At 42.4% G+C, this 19,506-nt stretch carries 16 protein-coding genes; 6 read left to right on the top strand and 10 right to left on the bottom strand.

All coding sequences use genetic code 11. The annotated features are described in order from the left end of the window. The 6 genes from AAGC65_RS17945 to AAGC65_RS17920 all read right to left on the bottom strand — a co-directional run. A partial coding sequence (locus AAGC65_RS17945; RefSeq protein ID WP_343113841.1) for an acetylxylan esterase occupies positions 1 to 1,233 on the bottom strand: 1,233 nt, incomplete at its 3' end. Between the two features lie 8 nt (positions 1,234 to 1,241). Next, positions 1,242 to 2,081, bottom strand: coding sequence for a hypothetical protein (locus AAGC65_RS17940; protein ID WP_343113840.1), 840 nt, complete (start codon positions 2,079 to 2,081; stop codon positions 1,242 to 1,244). A gap of 29 nt (positions 2,082 to 2,110) precedes the next feature. Next, a complete protein-coding gene (locus tag AAGC65_RS17935; RefSeq protein WP_343113839.1) occupies positions 2,111 to 3,334 on the bottom strand; it encodes an acyltransferase in 1,224 nt (407 codons plus the stop codon). Between the two features lie 190 nt (positions 3,335 to 3,524). Then, a complete protein-coding gene (locus tag AAGC65_RS17930) occupies positions 3,525 to 4,478 on the bottom strand; it encodes a TIGR01212 family radical SAM protein (protein WP_343113838.1) in 954 nt (317 codons plus the stop codon). A 63-nt stretch (positions 4,479 to 4,541) separates the two neighbouring features. Then, a complete protein-coding gene (locus tag AAGC65_RS17925; RefSeq protein ID WP_343113837.1) occupies positions 4,542 to 4,904 on the bottom strand; it encodes a hypothetical protein in 363 nt (120 codons plus the stop codon). Positions 4,905 to 5,257: 353 nt separating this feature from the next. Next, positions 5,258 to 6,253 (bottom strand): hypothetical protein, encoded by a 996-nt coding sequence (locus AAGC65_RS17920; protein ID WP_343113836.1) that lies wholly within the window; start codon positions 6,251 to 6,253, stop codon positions 5,258 to 5,260. Positions 6,254 to 6,634: 381 nt separating this feature from the next. Between AAGC65_RS17920 and AAGC65_RS17915 the strand changes: the two genes are divergently transcribed. Together AAGC65_RS17915 and AAGC65_RS17910 are read left to right on the top strand one after the other, a co-directional pair. Next, positions 6,635 to 10,645 carry a methylmalonyl-CoA mutase family protein gene (locus AAGC65_RS17915; protein WP_343113835.1) on the top strand — a complete coding sequence of 1,337 codons (4,011 nt, stop codon included), beginning with the start codon at positions 6,635 to 6,637 and terminating at the stop codon, positions 10,643 to 10,645. Positions 10,646 to 10,719: 74 nt separating this feature from the next. After that, positions 10,720 to 11,229 (top strand): DUF695 domain-containing protein, encoded by a 510-nt coding sequence (locus AAGC65_RS17910; RefSeq protein ID WP_343113834.1) that lies wholly within the window; start codon positions 10,720 to 10,722, stop codon positions 11,227 to 11,229. Positions 11,230 to 11,237: 8 nt separating this feature from the next. Here the strand turns inward: AAGC65_RS17910 and AAGC65_RS17905 are convergent, their stop codons facing one another. After that, positions 11,238 to 11,612, bottom strand: coding sequence for a WGxxGxxG family protein (locus AAGC65_RS17905; protein ID WP_343113833.1), 375 nt, complete (start codon positions 11,610 to 11,612; stop codon positions 11,238 to 11,240). A gap of 73 nt (positions 11,613 to 11,685) precedes the next feature. Between AAGC65_RS17905 and AAGC65_RS17900 the strand changes: the two genes are divergently transcribed. Further along, entirely contained in the window at positions 11,686 to 12,261 is a 576-nt protein-coding gene (locus AAGC65_RS17900; RefSeq protein WP_343113832.1) for a pentapeptide repeat-containing protein, read from the top strand. A gap of 131 nt (positions 12,262 to 12,392) precedes the next feature. Here AAGC65_RS17900 and AAGC65_RS17895 read toward each other — a convergent pair whose 3' ends face one another. Then, a complete protein-coding gene (locus AAGC65_RS17895; protein ID WP_343113831.1) occupies positions 12,393 to 13,412 on the bottom strand; it encodes an aldo/keto reductase in 1,020 nt (339 codons plus the stop codon). A 120-nt stretch (positions 13,413 to 13,532) separates the two neighbouring features. Here AAGC65_RS17895 and AAGC65_RS17890 point away from each other — a divergent pair, with 120 nt between their 5' ends. Both AAGC65_RS17890 and AAGC65_RS17885 read left to right on the top strand, forming a co-directional pair. After that, on the top strand, positions 13,533 to 13,859 hold the full coding sequence (locus AAGC65_RS17890; RefSeq protein WP_343113830.1) for a hypothetical protein: 327 nt from the start codon (positions 13,533 to 13,535) through the stop codon (positions 13,857 to 13,859). Positions 13,860 to 13,904: 45 nt separating this feature from the next. Then, complete coding sequence (locus tag AAGC65_RS17885) at positions 13,905 to 15,512, top strand: mechanosensitive ion channel family protein (RefSeq protein WP_343113829.1); 1,608 nt, start codon at positions 13,905 to 13,907, stop codon at positions 15,510 to 15,512. 163 nt (positions 15,513 to 15,675) lie between these two features. Here the strand turns inward: AAGC65_RS17885 and AAGC65_RS17880 are convergent, their stop codons facing one another. Then, positions 15,676 to 16,632 (bottom strand): acyltransferase, encoded by a 957-nt coding sequence (locus tag AAGC65_RS17880; protein ID WP_343113828.1) that lies wholly within the window; start codon positions 16,630 to 16,632, stop codon positions 15,676 to 15,678. 228 nt (positions 16,633 to 16,860) lie between these two features. After that, positions 16,861 to 17,841 (bottom strand): acyl-ACP desaturase, encoded by a 981-nt coding sequence (locus AAGC65_RS17875; protein ID WP_343113827.1) that lies wholly within the window; start codon positions 17,839 to 17,841, stop codon positions 16,861 to 16,863. Between the two features lie 373 nt (positions 17,842 to 18,214). Between AAGC65_RS17875 and AAGC65_RS17870 the strand changes: the two genes are divergently transcribed. Then, positions 18,215 to 19,506 (top strand): HAMP domain-containing sensor histidine kinase (locus AAGC65_RS17870; protein ID WP_343113826.1); only part of this gene is annotated, 1,292 nt, incomplete at its 3' end.

The following is a 19,506-nucleotide window of genomic DNA, read 5'->3' as shown; positions in this document are numbered from 1 at the left end:
GCTGATATGGTTAAAAAGCGCCATGCTGCAACGCGGCGGGCAAAACTGATCAAGCAAGCCTATCCCCATCAGCACCGGGCATTTGATCATCGGCGCGAAATTTTGCGGATCGAAATAATCAAAGGTTTCATAAAACCTGGCCCAGGTAAATTCAGGGTGGCTGTTTTTGTACTGCCTGAACATTTTAAAAGGCACTACCTGCTCTTTATACGATGCCGATATGATGTTGTTATCCCGGATATCCGAATACAGCGGCACCTGCATGGTCAACACTTTGATCCGTTTATCCAGTCCGGCCGTAATCACTGCCAGCGCGCCGCCCTGGCTGCCACCTTCAATATATATCTTAGAGGTATCTATACCGAGGTTCGGGTGCGAATACAGAAAATCAAGCCCGCGCAGGCAATCCATATAAACACCACGGTAGATGTATTTATCTTTATCTTCAATATTTTTGGTGCTGTAATTATCGGTGTTGATATGCACCACATCCTTACTATTACCATTACCCCGTACGTTAAGGTCAAAGGCTATGTAATCGTCATTATCCATGTTGGGTTTCAGCTCCACCACATAGCCCGGAACACGATAATGTACCGGAAACTTGCTGCCATCGGTAGGCACCACCATCCAACCGCGGATCAGCAGGTTTTCATATGATTTCATTTCAACCGAATACACCTTTTTGTATTTGGTTGATAGATCCGGCCGGAATATCACTTTGTATTGCGGTGTTACTTTGGCCAGTTGTTGACGCGTTTGCTGCCAAAACTCGTCAAAATCTGCAGGCTTGTGCAGTTGCGAGGTAATGGCTTCCGGGTTTACCCCAAAAACTTTATGTACCGTATCATCATAGGCCGACAGGTTAAACATAAAATTGATGTGATAAAAGCCTGCGGCCTTAGGGGCTACTTTTACGCTGAGGCTTTTTGAACTACCTGCCCCAACCGAAAACTCGGCCGTGTTTTCAAATATCTTTTTCCCATCATCGGCAGTAACTTCATAAGTAAATTTCCCCTCCTGCTTTTCTTTATAGGTGTTTTTTACGCTCAGCTTGTAACTTATCTCTTCACCTGCTTTATACAGCGCGTTTTTGTTGGATGGTTTGGCATCAATTACCACTTCTTCTTTATCATCCTTTTGAGGCGAGTATGCACTTACTTTACCAAGGATTAAGGCTATTAATAACAGGCTTAACCCCATGCGTTTTAAATATGTATTGATGTACAGCATGACGCTATTTATATTTTAATAATTGCTAAAACCGAACCTCCGTAACCTACACCGGTATTTTGTCCAAATGGTGTATAATATCCGCCTATAAACGTGGAGAACCTGCGGGTAAACTGATGACCATAGTTTAATGATGGTTTAAAAAAGGCGTAATCGCGGGCGTTGTTGATATTGGGATTAAATGCCTTGTTGGAACTAAATGAGCGGAAAAACAGCAACTCCAAACTCAGTTGGTCGTGATGGCTTACCGGGTAACCAACGGTACCGCTAAAACTTACCTGATCTGGCCCCTGCACGTCAAAATATCTGCGGTAAGCTATTTCGGTATTAAAGTACCCTTTACTGGCGATGGACTTAGGCAGATTGCCGCAATACATCAGCTTAACCTCAGAACCATAACTGCCCAAACCCAGATCTAAAGTGGGATTGTGACCCTTATAGAGCGGCGCTATACCTGACACCTGCACTGATAGATAACGTATATAATTAAAATTAACCAGGTTATAACTCAAGCCCATCAGCAGATCGCCGGGGCCCTGGTTGGTTACCGAACCGTTGGCAAATTTATTCTGGGTATACACATATGGTACGCTGGCGATAATATCTAACCGGCGGGAGATACCATAGCCTACATACAAATTGGCCGAATAGGAAGTAAAACTGGCACCAGGATCTCCCTTGATCCTATGGCCGTCACGATCAAACCTGTCGGTTTGCCGGTACAGAAACATAGAGGGGATCACAATATCACGGTATTTGCCTATTGGCCAGCTTGCAAACAACTGGTTAGGAAGGAAGATACCCGTGAGCAGTAAAATAAACACACAGGTTAGTACAGTTTTTTTCATCGATAGATGGAGCTCAGGTATTTGATGTTTTATACAATTGATTTTTCACGTACCGGTTTCGGCTTGATCAAAAACCCGGATTTACGGATGTAATGATTAAGCGGTTCCTCGATCAGCTTAAACAGGGTTACAGCTAATATATTTAATACGATAAAGGCGTATAACAGGTTTAGGTTATCGTACTCAAAAGGCGAATGCCAGGATACACCCCATTTATCATATAGTTCAAAAATGTAATCATTTAAATGATCAAAAGCCGTGTGCATAAGGTTATAGATCCAGCCGAGATGTATCAGGTAAAATATATAGGAGCTTTTGCCCAGCAGTTCAATAAAAGGCAGCGACAGGAATTTTTTAAATAGGGTGGCCTCGGTTAGTATACCATAAAAGAAAAGGGCAACCGCAATACATAAAAGGTAATTATTGACGATGATGCCTACCGGGCTTTCAACACCGGCCGCCCATCCCTTAGGGATAGGCTGTAGCGCCATTATCAGCACACAAATAAAAATGAGTATAAAGCCGCCATAAGTATAATTTACTTTGTTGGTACGGGTAAAACCTTTTTTAAGCACATAGCGGGCCAACTGCATCCCTACAAAAAACTCAAAGCATCGCCCCAGAAAGGTAAACAGCATGATAAAGGTAAAATTGCCAAAAAAGCCATGCCAGTTAATGTGGCTAAAAATCAGGTATAATAAAACACCCACCAGTGTAATTACCACAGGCTGCAAATAAAATTTACCATAACGCCGGGCAATTAAAAATATAATTGGTGCCGAAAAGTAAAAGCACTCCTCTACTGTTAACGACCATCCCTGTGCTATACCCGTATCCCAAAACTGGTAAAAAAAGCCGCGCACAAAAGTAATGTTCATGAGCATAAGTGCCACCGGGTGCTCGTAACCTTTGGTAACAGACTCATCTTTGGTGATAAAGTAGTAAACAAAGGCAGCTACCGTAAGCAGAAAATACATGGGATAAATGCGGGCCACGCGGTTTTTAAGGTATTGCAGAAACCACTCTTTAGTGAGTCCCTTAAAATTATCATAATACCTGAAAGTGATCAAAAAGCCCGAAAGCACGAAGAAAATACTTACACCGATGTGGAACTCGCCCAAAAAGCGTTGCACAATATGAGGAAAACTATCGTCAAAAATATAGGCAAAATGCGATATAAAAACCAGGTAAGCCGCCATTGCGCGTACCCCGGTTAATGCGGGAATATAGTTTTGTTGTGCTCGTTGTGACAATGTAGCTGTAAATTTAACTAACAGATCAATACAATATAACCAAGAGTTTACAAAACTGATACCAAAAAGCCTCACCCCAACCCTCTCCAAAGGAGAGTGAGTCAAAATCGAGCATAGTAAAGTCCTCTCCTTTGGAGAGGATTACTCGCAATCCAATGTCTTGATTTGGTGCTCGTGAGCGCTTCGCGGTTTAGGTGAGGCTCGAACCCTGCACTACGCCGCGGCTTAATATCCTTTGATCGATATAGTACTGTATCTCTGATTTTTTGAGGCCCCAGTTTGGAGCTATAAGCAGCTCACGGTCGCTAAGGCCGAAGAGGCGCTGGATCACAATATCCGGACGAACACGGGGTAACAATTCGCACAGGAAATCGGCATATTCATCAATACCGAAAAGCTTAAATGGCTCGCGCTTATATTTTACGCCCATTACCGAACCTTCTACGATATGCAGGTGGTGAAATTTAACAAACTTAATCTGTGGGAAACGGTTGATCTCATCGGCGTATTTCAGCATCATATCATGCGTTTCCCAGGGAAAACCAAATATGGTGTGTACGCAAATATCCAGTTTGCTGTTTTGTACCAGGTTCAGGGCTTTGATCAGCTCTTCATGGCTGCAGCCACGGTTTATCTGGTTCAGGGTATCATTATAAATACTTTCCATGCCCATTTCCAGATCAACATCAAAACGGTCGGTATAGCTTTCCAGCAGGGCCACTTTTTCAGCGTCAATACAATCGGGGCGGGTGCCTACGCTAAGGCCTACAATATCTTCGGTGCCATAGCTCAAAGCCTCATCATACATCATTTTAAGATAATGTGCCGGTGCGTAAGTATTGGTATTGGGCTGAAAATAAATGATAAACTTGTCGGCCCGGTTGCCTTTGCGGGCACGCTCCATACCCTCCATCACCTGCTGGCGCAAAGTAGGCGCGTTACGGCTAACAGATGGCGTAAACGAATCAACATTACAATAGGTACAGCCGCCATAGCCCTTAGAGCCGTCACGATTGGGGCAGGTAAAACCGCCATCAACAATTACCTTAAACACCCGCTGCCCTTTGTATTTTTCGCGCAGCCAGGGGCCGTAATTGTTGTACCCCTTTTCCCAAACCGCTGCTGTTGATCCTGTTAATTGCATTTGCTGCAAAGATAGTTAATTTTTAGCAGTGCATGGTTAATGCAAACCGAACGCATGCTGAGGTTACTGGACTGGTGTATCAGGATCAACTGGCTGCACGCCAATATCGGTACGCGTAGTTGTACCACTGGTTATGCTGGTATTATCGCCTTTAACGTTAAGCTGTGTGGGCAAATTTCTTTTAGAGCTTATACCGGGGCTTAGTAAATTGAAACAATAACCAACCAATGTGCCTATAAAAAATATAAGTACCTGCCGGGCTGTCTCTGCATTAGCAATAGGTATGGGTACAAATGTTATTAAAAAACAGTAAATAATAACCGCGGCAATAACATATGCACATAGTTTAAAGAGCTTATCCCAATGATTATTTTCATCTTCGATATCCTTTCGGGCGTCCTCAATGTCTTTTCGCAAGCCTTCCATAATAAATAAGGTTATATTGGTTTAAAACAATTAAGTACAAGTTAATTTTATTAAAACTTAAAAGCAACATACTGTGTACCTTGCACATAAATTGTATACATATTGTACATTTTTTTCACAGTAATTGTGTAGTTACACCCAGATACTTATCAAAAGTAATTGCTACTTTTATTAACACAAACCAAATATAACCCTACAAGCTACCCCCTTTACAACAATTAGAAAATTATGGCTGCATCTTCCTGCTATATTAATTAGCGGGAAATGTAGCTATTGATTAGCCCTTACATAAAGGTTAAATAACCGGCAGCAAGCATTTCGCCCGCCACCGGCTTCTGTTAATAGGGGCATTATCAGAAAGTTATTTTCGACAGGCCATTGATGCCTGCTATATACAGTGTTTTACCATCATTGGAAATGGCTAACCGTTTATTGGTAATATTGGTAGCAATCAGTTTTACCTGGCCATCGCTTATTTTCAGAATTTCGCCGGTATTGCTTATACCTCCTCCGGGTTCGGGATTATCGGTACCATAGTCGCCGGTTTTCAGGTACAGGGTTTTAGCATCTTTGCTTACCTCAATAGCAACCAGTACGTTAAACTTAACGCTATCAATAGATCCTTCGCCCGGTGGCGTACTATGATTGGTAGGGACTTGACCATAACGGTTACTTACCAGATAACCATATGGCGGCGAGTTTAAAGTACTTTTAAAAAGCTGGCTATAAAAACTATTGCTGGTGGCGCCCAACCCGGCATCCCAGAGTGTACCTGTAGGTGAACCGCCAATGCCAAAGGTGCTGATAAACTGCTGTGTTTCATTAATACTGCTACCGGTATAAGTAAGATCGCCGAAATGGCCATCCTTAGTTATTTTTGACAGAGAGAAAAATACCGAATCAAATCCCCCTCTAACCGTTCCGAAAACTACGGAATGATCCGATTCATCAGTAGCTACTTCCAGGTTACCAAACGTTGCCGGGGTAAAGTTTTGCAGCGGCGGCATGCCTACTTTATAAAACTTAATTTCCTGCCCGCCTTTTATAATTTTAATACCGTTGCTGGCGCGCAGGTAAAAGGTATAATCTTTAGAGATGGTTAGGAAGGTGGGATGAAAGTTAGTATAAACCGAAGCAGGCAGATCCACATCAACCAACTCGGTGCCGATAAGGCGCTTGAGCTTACCGTTTTCTAATAAAAATATCTTATCGTCATAACAAACCTGAATATCGGTAAAAACATGCTGGGTAGGAGTAAAAATAGATATGGGTACAACAGTTTGGGTTTGGGCATTTGTTGGTGCAGATTTGTCGGGGACTACATCGGCCGTATTTTTACGGCACGACAAAAAACAACAAATAAAAATCAAACACACAATTTTGCAAGTACTAATGATTAAGGTTTTCATAATAAATGCTTTACAGGTAAAAATTGGTATATGATAAATTATATATACAAGTTAAATATTAAGCATGTTATAAATATTAAATATTACCACTTGTGTATTAAAGTGTGATATAATGAGAAAAACAAACACACAACATGCACAATACGCGGGTTAATAACTATTAAATATTCTTTAATACAATAATCAAGTATAGCTCACGATTGCCTTGTACCATACAGCAATGACACGTTGAACAATCCTTTGTCCAAAAGTCTTCAAGTCCAACAATCCAAAAAATTCCCAAAGTCTCACTAAATTTGTAATAACCAATTATAGCTCTTCATGGAAAGTATTGCTCCGTATAAGTCCCGGTACAAGATCCGTTTTGTAACAGCCGCATCGCTGTTTGACGGGCACGATGCAACTATCAACATCATGCGTCGCATACTACAAAGCAGCGGGGCCGAGGTAATACACCTGGGGCATAACCGCTCGGTTGATGCAGTAGTGAACTGCGCCATTCAGGAAGATGTACAGGGTATCGCTCTAACCAGTTACCAGGGCGGCCATCTGGAGTATTTCAAGTACATGTATGATCTGCTGGCCCAGCGCGGGGCTGGCCATATCAAAATATTTGGCGGCGGCGGTGGTGTATTTCTACCGCATGAAATTAAGGAACTGCAAAGCTACGGCATCGCCCGCATCTATTCGCCCGATGATGGCCGCACAATGGGCCTGCAGGGTATGATCAATGATATGCTGAGCCAGTGCGATCAGCCCACCCTTACCCAACTGAATGGAGAAATGGATCATCTGCCCGAGCAAGATCCCGGTGCTATTGCGAGGTTGATCAGCTGGGCGGAAAGTGCCCCAACCCAACCCTCCCCAAAGGAGAGAGCTTTTGAAAAACGGGAAGGACAAAAAATCCTCTCCTTTGGAGAGGATTTAGGTGAGGCTGTTGTTCTCGGCATTACCGGTACGGGTGGCTCTGGCAAGTCATCACTCGTTGATGAAATTGTGCGCCGTTTTTTAATGGCTACCAATAAAACGCTGGCCATTATTTCTGTCGACCCCTCCAAACGTAAAACTGGCGGTGCCCTACTGGGCGACCGTATCCGGATGAACTCCATTAATAATCCGCGGGTATATATGCGTTCGCTCGCCACGAGGCAGGCCAACCTGGCACTTTCAAAACACGTACAGGAAGGTATTGATATCTGCAAAGCTGCCGGGTTTGATCTCATTATTGTAGAAACCTCGGGCATTGGCCAGTCGGACACCATGATCACCGATTATTGTGACGTTTCGCTATACGTAATGACCCCGGAGTTTGGCGCTGCCACCCAACTGGAAAAGATAGACATGCTTGATTTTGCCGATCTGGTAACCCTTAATAAATACGACAAACGCGGCGCCCTCGATGCCCTGCGCGATGTACGCAAGCAATACAAACGCAATCACCAGCTTTTTACCGCCAAGGATGATGAACTGCCTGTGTACGGCACTATGGCTTCCCAGTTTAATGACCCGGGCATGAACAGGCTGTTTGCCGCCGTCATGAAAACAATTGAAGTCAAAACTGGGGTTGACCTGTTGGAGCGGGGTGTGGGGAGTGAGGTGCGGAAATTAGATGAGGAAAACGGCGAATCTGAAAAAATATACATTATTCCACCAGACCGTAACCGCTACCTGGCAGAGATAGCGGAAAGCAGCAAAGCTTATGATGAATGGGTTGATGAGCAATGCCTGATAGCCCAGCAATTATATCAACTAAAGGGGGCGATGGATGTGCTAAACCAGAGCAAGGACAAAGGACAAAAGAACAAGGATCAAGACATGCAAGGCAAAGTCCTCTCCTTTGGAGAGGATTTAGGTGAGGCTATCGCGTCCCTCGAAACCCGTCTTCATCCCGATTGTAAACGATTATTAAAATATTGGCCCGAAACTGTTAAAAAATACAAGGCCGAGAATTTTATATATCATGTGCGCGATAGGGAAATTAAGCAGCCTTTGTTTTACACCTCGCTGTCGCAACTGCAGATACCCAAAATTGCCTTGCCCAAATACCAGGCCTGGGGTGATGTGCTGCGCTGGCTGCTTACTGAAAATGTTCCAGGCGAGTTCCCGTATGCTGCAGGAGTGTTCCCCTTGAAACGGGAAGGAGAAGACCCAACCCGCATGTTTGCCGGTGAGGGCGGGCCCGAGCGTACCAACAAACGCTTTCATTATGTATCGCTTGGTCAGCCGGCGCACCGCTTGTCAACCGCGTTTGATTCGGTTACCCTTTATGGCGAAGATCCGCATACCCGACCAGATATCTATGGCAAAATTGGAAACTCAGGTGTAAGCATTGCCACGCTTGATGATGCCAAAAAACTATACTCCGGTTTCGACCTTTGCGCGGCATCTACTTCTGTATCCATGACCATCAACGGGCCCGCCCCTATGCTCCTGGGCTTTTTCATGAACGCGGCCATTGATCAGCAATGCGAAAAATATATCACCGAACATAAATTAGAGCATTTGGTTGAGGCAAAGTTTCAAGAATTATATGATGACAAGGGGTTGGAGCGGCCGGGATATCAAAGCCTCACCCCAACCCTCTCCAAAGGAGAGGGAGTTATAAGCAACGCACAAAACAAAATCCTCTCCTTTGGAGCGGATTTAGGTGAGGCTTCTAAAAGCGGTAAGCCTAAAAAACAAGGTTATGAAACTGCCAATCCTATTTTGTGGGAAATACTAAAAGCCAACTCACAATCAAATCGAAAAAATCCCACCGAAGCCGAGAATATTTTATGGCAACAATTAAGAAATAACCAAACAGGCTATAAAATAAGAAGGCAGCATGCTATTGATGGGTATATTGCCGATTTTGTTTGTTTATCAAAGGGCTTGGCTATTGAGATTGATGGAGGTTATCACCAAATAACTAAAGAGCAGGATGAGTTGAGGACTAAGGTTTTAAATGGTGAGGGCTTTAAAGTTGTCCGTTTTACAAATGATGATGTAATAAAAAACACGCCAAAAGTAATTGAAGCAATTAAACAAGAATTAAATAATCAACAGAATAGAAAAGTCTCCCCCTTTGGGGGAGATTTAGAGGGGGCTTCTTCTGGCAAGCACCAAGATAAGGCTTCTCCTCTCCCTCCCGGCAATAACGGCCTTGGCCTCATGCTGCTCGGCCTCACCGGCGATCAGGTGCTTCCGGCCGATGTGTATGAGAAAATCAAGGCTTATGCCATATCAACCGTTCGGGGAACGGTGCAGGCCGATATTTTGAAAGAGGACCAAGCGCAGAATACCTGTATCTTTTCTACCGAATTTGCCCTGCGCATGATGGGCGATATACAGCAGTATTTTATTAGTGAGAAAGTGCGCAATTTTTATTCGGTTTCCATATCCGGCTATCATATTGCAGAGGCAGGGGCCAACCCGATCACACAATTAGCCTTTACACTCTCCAACGGTTTTACTTATGTTGAATATTACCTGAGCCGGGGTATGCATATCGACGATTTCGCACCTAACCTGTCGTTCTTTTTTAGCAATGGCATCGATCCGGAATATTCGGTGATTGGCCGGGTAGCCCGGCGCATCTGGGCCAAGGCTATCAAAAATAAATACAAGGGCAACGACCGCTCACAGAAATTAAAATATCATATTCAAACCAGCGGACGTTCGCTACATGCGCAGGAGATCGATTTTAACGATATCCGCACCACCTTGCAGGCGCTGTACGCTATTTACGATAATTGCAACTCCCTGCATACCAATGCCTATGATGAGGCCATAACCACCCCTACCGAAGAATCGGTACGCCGGGCTATGGCCATACAACTCATCATTAACCGCGAGCTGGGTCTCGCCAAAAATGAAAACCCCATACAGGGTGCTTTCATTATTGAAGAGCTGACCGACCTGGTTGAACAAGCTGTACTCACCGAATTTAAAGCCCTCAACGAACGTGGCGGTGTGCTGGGTGCTATGGAAACCATGTACCAGCGCGGCAAAATTCAGGAAGAATCATTGTATTACGAAACCCTGAAACATAGCGGCGATTACCCTATTGTCGGCGTTAATACTTTCCTGAATAAAAAAGGTTCGCCTACTATTATCCCAGCTGAAGTGATACGTGCTACCGAAGAGGAAAAGCAATATCAGATTGAAGCTTTACAAGCATTTCAGCAACGTAACCAGGAACGTGTGCCGGAATTGTTAAAAGATCTGCAGCATGCAGCTATTGCCGGCAAGAATATTTTTGAAACACTGATGGAGGTTTGTAAATCTTGTTCGCTCGGGCAGATCAGTCATGCACTGTATGAAGTAGGCGGGCAGTACAGGCGGAATATGTAGAGTGCATTGTTATAAGCATGTATATATTTAAACTTATTTATATATTGGCTTATAAAAACAACCTTATCACATTAATGAAATTTAATCCTAAAGCAATCATATCTTCTTTGCTTTTACTAATAGCTTTTGTAAGCAAAGGCCAAAATAAATCCTCCATATTTCCGCCAGAAAACTTTTCTGTTGTTAAAGCAAACCTTGAGAATGGAAAACCGGTGATAGGTTCTATTAATATGGCCTACAAAAGTTATGAGCAAAAAAATGCATATCCCTGGTGCCTAACATTAAATATTGCCCTTGAGCTGAAAAACGTTGACAAGAATGGTTTGCCTACCAAAAGTGAATCTGATATTGCTAACAAATTTGAGGATGAACTCTTCAACCAGATAAAAAAACTCACTACTGCTCATTACATTGGGCATTTGTATAATGATAGCTTCCTGGACATTTATATATATCTGCAGGAACCCAAAAAAGTACATGAGTATCTTCAGTCTCAGGTTAATAAAAAAGGAATAACAAGAGGCTTTGGATATGAAATAAAACAAGACCCTAATTGGTCAACTGTACAATCATTACTAAAATGAAGAGTTTTTTAATCGTTAGTTTTCGTATCACCATTCTTCCTTAAACCCAATAACCCTAATAAACCAAGCAGGCCAAGCCAGCCCCAGTTTCCGTGCCCGCCGTCTGAAGTTGTTGTGCCCGCATCGGGGTTATTAACGGCTACAGATTTTTTCACGCTTGAATCGCCGGTAGGTACGCTGCCGCTATCGGCAAGGGTTCCGGTACCTGTACCCGAAACGGTGGCTGCTCCCGGTGCTCCCTGGCTTGAGCCATTGCCTGCCCCTGCCCCGTTGGGTTGAGTGGTTGATGAGGTATCTTTAACAGTTTGTGCTGCAACCGGATTTACTACGCCAAGCAATGTGCTTATGGCCAGCATGGTTGCAAATTTGTTTAATGTTTTCATAGCTATAGGTTTTGATGTATGTAGAAACAAACAATAGCTATGCCATTGAGCAAAAGAAATATAAATTTGCTGTATGCAACCTCAACACCAGGAAGACCAAACTTTTACCAAAACACCCGCCGACCAATTAACCGGACACAACCGCACCTATGAAAACTGCCGTTTTATTAACTGCGATCTGTCATACGCCAATCTCTACAGCATTGTATTTATCGAGTGTAGTTTTGAGGATTGCAACTTGTCTTTAGCCGATGTAGGCAGTGCCGGTTTTCAGAACGTTAACTTTAAGCATTGCAAGTTGAGTGGAGTAAACTTTGGCAAAAGCCTCGATTTTTTATTTGAGGTGCATTTTGATAGCTGCATTTTAAACAATGCCATCTTTTATAAAAAGAAAAACAAAAAGGCGCGTTTCAATGATTGTTCTATGATTGAAACCGACCTGACCGAGTGCGACCTTACCGATGCTAAATTCATCAGTTGCAATTTACACCGTGCATTCTTTAGCCGTACCATACTAAAAGGTGCCGATCTGCGCAGTTCCTATAATTTCACCATTGACCCTGACGATAACCAAATTAAAAAGGCCATGTTCTCTATTCATGGCCTTCCGGGCTTATTAAGTAAATACGATATTAAGATTGAGGGGTAAAGTTCTGCTTACTGGCGTGAGCTTTCAGCTCGTGTGTCGGGCATGGCTTCAGCTTTCAGCTGAACGTAAGCTGAAAGCTTACCTTATGATAACCACGAGATACGCTGCGCTAATCTCGCGGTAGTGGCATTTTATCTTTTCTCCACCCTATCATAAAACCCGCCGAAGGAATTAACCCTAACGCCATCCTCTTTAAAAAAGTCGCCGGGGAAACCGAGTTCAATGGCGCTGGCATCATTCAACCTTTTGATCTGATCTTCGCTTAAAACCACATCAACGGTTTTCAGGTTATCCAGCAATTGATGAACCTTGGTAGCACCCACGATCGGGATACATGAAAAACCTTGCTGGCGTGTCCAGTTTAAGGCTACATGGCTCTCAGATACACCCAGTTCGGCAGCAACATCCATCACCACTTTGGTAATAGCTTCAGCCTGGGCATTCAACCTTTTACTTTCCGGTTTAATGCGGCCTTTATCGCCCTTTAAATATTTACCGGTTAAGGCGCCGCCGCCTAATGGCGCCCAGGGGGTAACCGTCATGCCGAAGTGTTTGGCCATCGGTATCAATTCGCGCTCGGCTGTACGGGCCAGCAAGCTATACTCTACCTGTAAGGCAATAAACTGGCTCCAGCCCATCAGTTCGGCCAGGGTGTTACCTTTTGCCACTACCCATGCAGGGGTATCGCTAATGGCGGCATAGGTTATTTTGCCTTGTTTAATCAGGTCGTCCATAGCGCGTAATACTTCATCTATCGGGGTAATATCATCCCAAATGTGTAAGTAAAGCACATCAATAAAATCGGTTTTTAAACGCTTCAGACTTTCCTCCACACTGCGCATCATGTTTTTGCGGCTATTGCCCGACGCGTTGGGGTTGGTCATGTTATCCTTTAGCGTGTATTTGGTGGCCAGCACAAAATAATCACGGTCATGATTGCTCATGTACTCGCCAATGATCTTTTCGCTGGTACCGAGTTTATAAATATTAGCCGTATCGAAAAAGTTGCCGCCAGCATTGGCGTAGGCATCCATAATGGCAAAGCTGATATCTTTATCGGCACCCCATCCGGCTTCGGTACCAAAACCCATAGTGCCCAAACATAATTCTGAAACTTTAAGGCCCGAGCGGCCCAATAATTTGTAATTCATATAGGTGATGTTTTTTAATAATTAAACCAAGGTATTGCGGATAACCATACCCTTGCAGAACCCCTGGCTGAAACAATAACAAAAGTGCTTTGTAATATTAAACAATGCAAATGTACTACCATGAAAATAATAACACTGCATACTCCTGTTGATATCAATGAACTGTATAACCTGCTGCAGCAAAAGCTAAATCCGCTTTTTCATGAACGCAGGCAAAGTGATATTGATTTAGCTTTTGAACGCAAAGGCGACGCCATTGAAATATATGGCCCCGAAATATATGAGGGCTTTCTGTTTAGCATAACGCTTAATGGCGCCGAACTTTGGATAACCCGGTCGGAGCATTATGTAGATGATGTAAACTCGCTCACCATTGAATCTATATTAAACGAACTATTTAAAGATGTAGCGGGTGATCAAGGTACCGACCTGGTGCAGGAGGGCTAACAGATTTGGAATATAATTTTTAGCTTTAAGGTAAAATCTGCCATTATGCCTAAAAATTATTGCCTGCTGATACTGCTTTTATTAGCTGCCTTTACCAGCCGTGCCCAAAAAACCGTCGATATTAAAGGTTACCCTGTAATTATTAAAAATGATACCCTTTTTGTTTTTTCCACGGGCCAGGGTATGTTTGACCCTGCGGAGCGGGCCGGCATAGTTACCAAACGCATTGAGGCCTTAGTTAACCGCATTGATTTTAATCCCGACTCCCTCATTTTAAAAAACGACACCGCCGTTTCTGTTATTTCTTACAACTCGCAAATTATAATGGGGGTTAATAATAAGGATGCTACTTTTTCTGAACTATCGCGCCCACAGCTTGCCGCGAGCTACCTGGATATACTAAAGAAAAAACTGGGCAACTACTTCACGAATAATAGCGCACAACAAGTGGTTATTAACATACTGGAAGCCATTGCTGTTATCATCCTGCTTATTGCTTTAATATGGGCGCTAAATAAGGGATCAAGGTGGGCAAAGCTTAAAATATTACAGGCCTGGGAAAAACGGATGGATAAGCTGGCCGCCCAGGGCGCTCCGGTTATGTATGCCAAACGCCTGCTGCCGCTTATTACCGGTTTGCTGCGCATTATCAGGTTTATGCTCATCATTATACTGGTTTACCTGGCGCTGCCGGTGCTGTTCTTTATTTTCCCATCGTCAAAGCCAATCGCTGTACAACTGTTAAGTTATGTGGTAAATCCCTTCAAAAGCATAGTGTTTGCCATTTTTCATTACATACCTAACCTGCTCACCATTGTGGTTATTTACTTTGTAAACAGGTATATTGTTAAACTGGTAAAGTTTATTGCTAACGAAATTTCTCTTGGCGCTATCAACATTAATGGCTTTTACCCGGAATGGGCCATGCCTACCTACAATATTATTCGTGTGCTGCTGTACGCTTTTATGTTTGTGGTGATATTCCCCTACCTCCCCGGGTCCGATTCAAAAATATTTCAGGGAGTTACCGTGTTTTTAGGGGTACTTTTCTCGCTGGGGTCATCATCGGCCATATCTAACATGGTTTCGGGTATTGTACTTACTTATATGCGCCCCTTTAAAATTGGCGACCGCATTAAGGTAGGAGAGGTTATGGGTGATGTGATTGAAAAAAACCTGCTGGTAACCCGTGTACGCACCATAAAAAACGAAGACATTACCATACCTAACGGCACCATATTAAGCGGGCACACTACCAATTATAGCACTGTGGCCAAAACTATGGGCCTTATTCTAAATACCACCGTTACTATTGGGTACGATGTGCCGTGGCAAACGGTTTATAATCTGCTTATTAGTGCCGCCGAAGCTACGGATGGTATACTCAGCGAACATAAACCTTTTGTATTGCAAACCGCCCTGAATGATTTTAATGTAAGCTACCAGATAAATGCCTACACCTCGTTATCAAACCAAATGGCTGGGGTTTACTCGCGGTTGCACCAGAATATACAGGATAAGTTTAACGAGGCCGGGGTCGAGATCATGTCGCCGCATTATACTTCCCTGCGTGATGGTAATCATATTCAAATACCAGAAGGATATGTGCCCGAAGGATATAGCAAGCCGGGATTTAAGGTTGATGGAGCATAAGCTCACTATCTGAATACCCTTGTGGCTTGCACTCATTTGCAACGAGTGCTTAATGTTTTTCCGCGTCTGTAGTCCGTCTTCGCGATACAATCGCCTTACCCTGTTAAGCACTCGTTGCAAACGAGCGCAAATATCTGTGTTATGCCTAAAAAAGCTTTTTGAATTACTTTAAAAATACTCTTTTTGACAATTTAAGGGCTGGCCGCTCAACAATCATATACATTATATAAGCGGCGGGAATAATTGTTATAACGTATAAGCCGCAAAGAGCAATAGGTGTTAAACTGTAACCCGAAAAAATATGCCCAACGAATGCCATAACAGGGATATGAACCAGATAAATCGAATAAGAAATTGTTCCTAAAAAGTTCCCTATAGGTTCAATTTTCCGCGATTTGATAAGAATTATGGCCAATACTGTAAAAAAAGGAACTAAACCACTTATAATAGATTTACTAAAACAAATTAGTAATGTAAAACCTATAAAACTTATCCAAAATTCTTTAGCCTTAATTAATTGCGTATAACCTAAAAATGCAATAAAGCCAAATGTGAATTGATATACATAAGATATAATAAACCACCGAACCGTAAAGCGCAAACAGAAATAGCTTATCAGGACTAACAACGATACAGTAATTAACTTTGGAAGCTTCATAAAAACTGGAAAAAGAAGCCCCAAAATCAAGTAAAATTGAAATTCAATTGAAAGTGTCCAATATACTTCGGTAAACCAGTGCTGCCCATTAAAGAAAGGAACCGTATAAGTTATATGTGCAAGTATTGTACTAACTTTTATAAGACTTAGCGGATAAAATCCGATAGTAAATAGTAACAATATCGAAAACCAGAACGGCGGGTCAACACGTAAACTTCGCTTAATTATAAAGTTAAAAAAGCCGCTGATCTTGTACCCTTTTCGGTACAATGATATAGGCAAAATAAAGCCTGAAATAACAAAGAAAACTGTTACGCCCTGATGGCCATTATCAATTATGTAGTTGAAAGTTTTATTTAAGGTTATACCTGTATTTAGCTTAAAGTGTATAGCACAAACAGCTAATGCGGCAATTGCCCTAAGGTAAACAATACTATATATCGTTTTATCGTTCTCAAACATTTGAACGCACAATATACATATTACCGATTAAGGGTATGTTAATATCCCCCTTTAATCAACACACTATTATGCAGCTTTTTAATTCCACCAACATCACTTAAAGTTTTCCTCCCTCTCTGTGACGCTGTTTCGCGATGCAATCACTTGACCCTGTCGCAAAGTAAATTCCGGATAAACAAAAAAGAGGCGCATAAATGCGCCTCTTTTAATATCTTAAACAGGAAAAAACTATCCGTTTATCCAGCTGAATTTGTACTCAAGCATTGGGTTTTTCATACGCTCGGCAACACGCAGCAGGCGCGATGGCAGGTTCATGATATAGTCGCGTGCCTTTTCGCCGGCCTCATTCAGGTCTGTAGCGCTTTCAATATGCCAGTCTTCTATCAGCTCCTTTAATATATCTACATAGTCAACAGCTGTATAAATACCCAGGCGCTGAGCAGCATCAGTAAAGTGGCCAAAAGTTTGACCTATTTTTAAACCTACCTCACGTAAAAAGTGAGCAGGCATAACAATCTTTTTACGCATCATATCCTCAAAGGCTATCATAGCTTCGCTTGGGTCAACTTCAAATATCTTTTCAATAAAGTATTTGTAAGCCTTGGCATGGCGAGCTTCATCGCTGGCAATAACACCGCACATTTTTGACAGCAGCGTATCACCATCTTTTTTAGCCTGTGATGCCACACGCCTGTGCGATACGTTGGTAGCCAGCTCCTGGAATGATGTATATATAAAGTTGCGGTAAGGATCGGTACCGGTACCAATATCAAAGCCATCGGCAATAAGGTATTGGGTAGATACTTCCATCATGCGCATGTTTACACGGCCCGACAAGTAAAGATATTTATTCAACAGATCACCGTGACGGTTCTCTTCAGCGGTCCAGTGACGGGTCCACTTCATCCAGCCTCCGTCTTCGTCCTTGTTTACACCTTCAACCATAGTAAGCCATGATTCATAGGTAGGCAAGGCTTCTTCGGTAATGGTATCACCAATTAAAACGGCTATCAGATCATAGCTTAAACCCTGCGCGCTTTCCTGTAGTTCTTTTATCTCACTAAAAAAGGAGTCTCTTGAAGAATCGGGCAAAAAATCAGACGGTTGCCATATATTTTCAACAGGTTTTAAATATTCAAACATCTTTTCGAGCATATATTTTTCAATATGACTCATTACTTCGCGACGTTTTTCTTCAAAAAATCTCATAGCAGTATATTACTCAACAAAGGTAATCAATTAAAAAATAATTACGTTATTTCATTTCACAGTACTATAGCCTATTGCCTCTTTTATGTACGCCGGAAGCATTTTTACCGATAGTTTTACCGCAAATAGATTGAGTTAGCGCTGGAAAATTTTCCGCACTATAAGGAAATGATGCCCCTATCCAAATTTCCGATCATTTGAATCATATTCATCAACTTTTGGACTGCTTTTTGCATCAGCGCAAACAACTGTTAATATTAGCATTAACAAATGGGTTAAAGATTGCGTAAAAGGAATAACTCTTTTGTTCAATTTTTAAACCTATAAGTGCCGTAACAGGGTATATTTTACCTATAATTCAAGATAACGAATAATGTTTGTTCAGATTGCTCAAAGTGAATTAATTAAAGAAACTTCCAAAAAAGCGTGGTTCCAGACAAATAATATCATTTGGCCTATTATTTTGCTTTACCCTGTTTTCAGTATTGTTGATTACGTGTATGCTCCGGATGTTTGGATCCAGTTTTTTATAGTACGGTTAATAACCAGCGCTTTAATTTTTGGCTTGCACGGCCTTTTCACAGCTAAAAGGTATGATTACCGTCTATTGCTGCATATCAGCTTCCTGATGCTTTCCATAACATCGGCGGTTTTGTGCAATGTAGTAAAGATCCAGAACCTTAACATTTACTACCTGGTATTTGCAACTATAGTACTCTTTTTTAATCTGCAGGTATTTTGGGAACCCTTTAATTCCTTTATACAGGTATTGGTGGCTTTATTATTACTGGCCATATTTTTCAATTTACTGAGCGAGTATAACCTTGATGTAGTGATCAGTAATGGCGGGCAGTTCTTTTTTATAACCGCCATGATCTCATGTATTATTCCGGGCACCCGCTATAAGGTAATGAAAAGGGATGTACAGTCGCAAATGCTCATCGAGAAATCAAATGAGCAACTAAAGCAGCAAAATGCCGATATCAACGCCAAAAACAACCTTATCGACGCGCAATATGAGCAATTGCGCAAACTCGACGATCAAAAGAACAGCTTTATCAATATTGCCGGGCATGATCTGAAAAACCTCATCGGCTCTATCGTCATGAGTAACAACATGATCCAGGAAGAAGATTACCGTTTAAGCGCGGATCAGAAAGAATATGTGGGCTACATCACCGAAGCTACCGATAAAATGCAATATATGCTGAACAGGCTGATGGATGTAAAGGAGATAGAATCGCCGGAGATGAAGTTTAACATGGAAACCTTTGATGCCAACATGGAGGTAACCAACGTTTTCAGGCAGTTGTTTGAAACCGCGCAGATGAAAAATATTCACCTTACCAATAACATATTAAAGCTACCCCTAAACGTAAAGCTCGATCGTGTATTTGCAGGCCAGGTATTTCAAAACCTGTTATCAAACGCTATAAAATTTTCCCAAACCAACAACGAGATCAGGGTGGTTACCAGCCTACAGCGTCAAAGATTTGTTTTGGAAATTATTGATGAGGGTGTAGCTATTGGCCAGCAGGAGTTGGATATGATGTTCAATAAATTAAAAACGCTTAATGAAACCACTGCCCCCACCGAAAGCAGGCTTGGTTTAGGATTATCTATAGCCAAATTAATGACCCAGGAAATGGGCGGTGAACTCAGCTA

The organism is Mucilaginibacter sp. (assembly GCF_039207105.1).
Classification (GTDB): domain Bacteria; phylum Bacteroidota; class Bacteroidia; order Sphingobacteriales; family Sphingobacteriaceae; genus Mucilaginibacter.
This window is presented reverse-complemented; position numbering and strand designations above follow the sequence as displayed.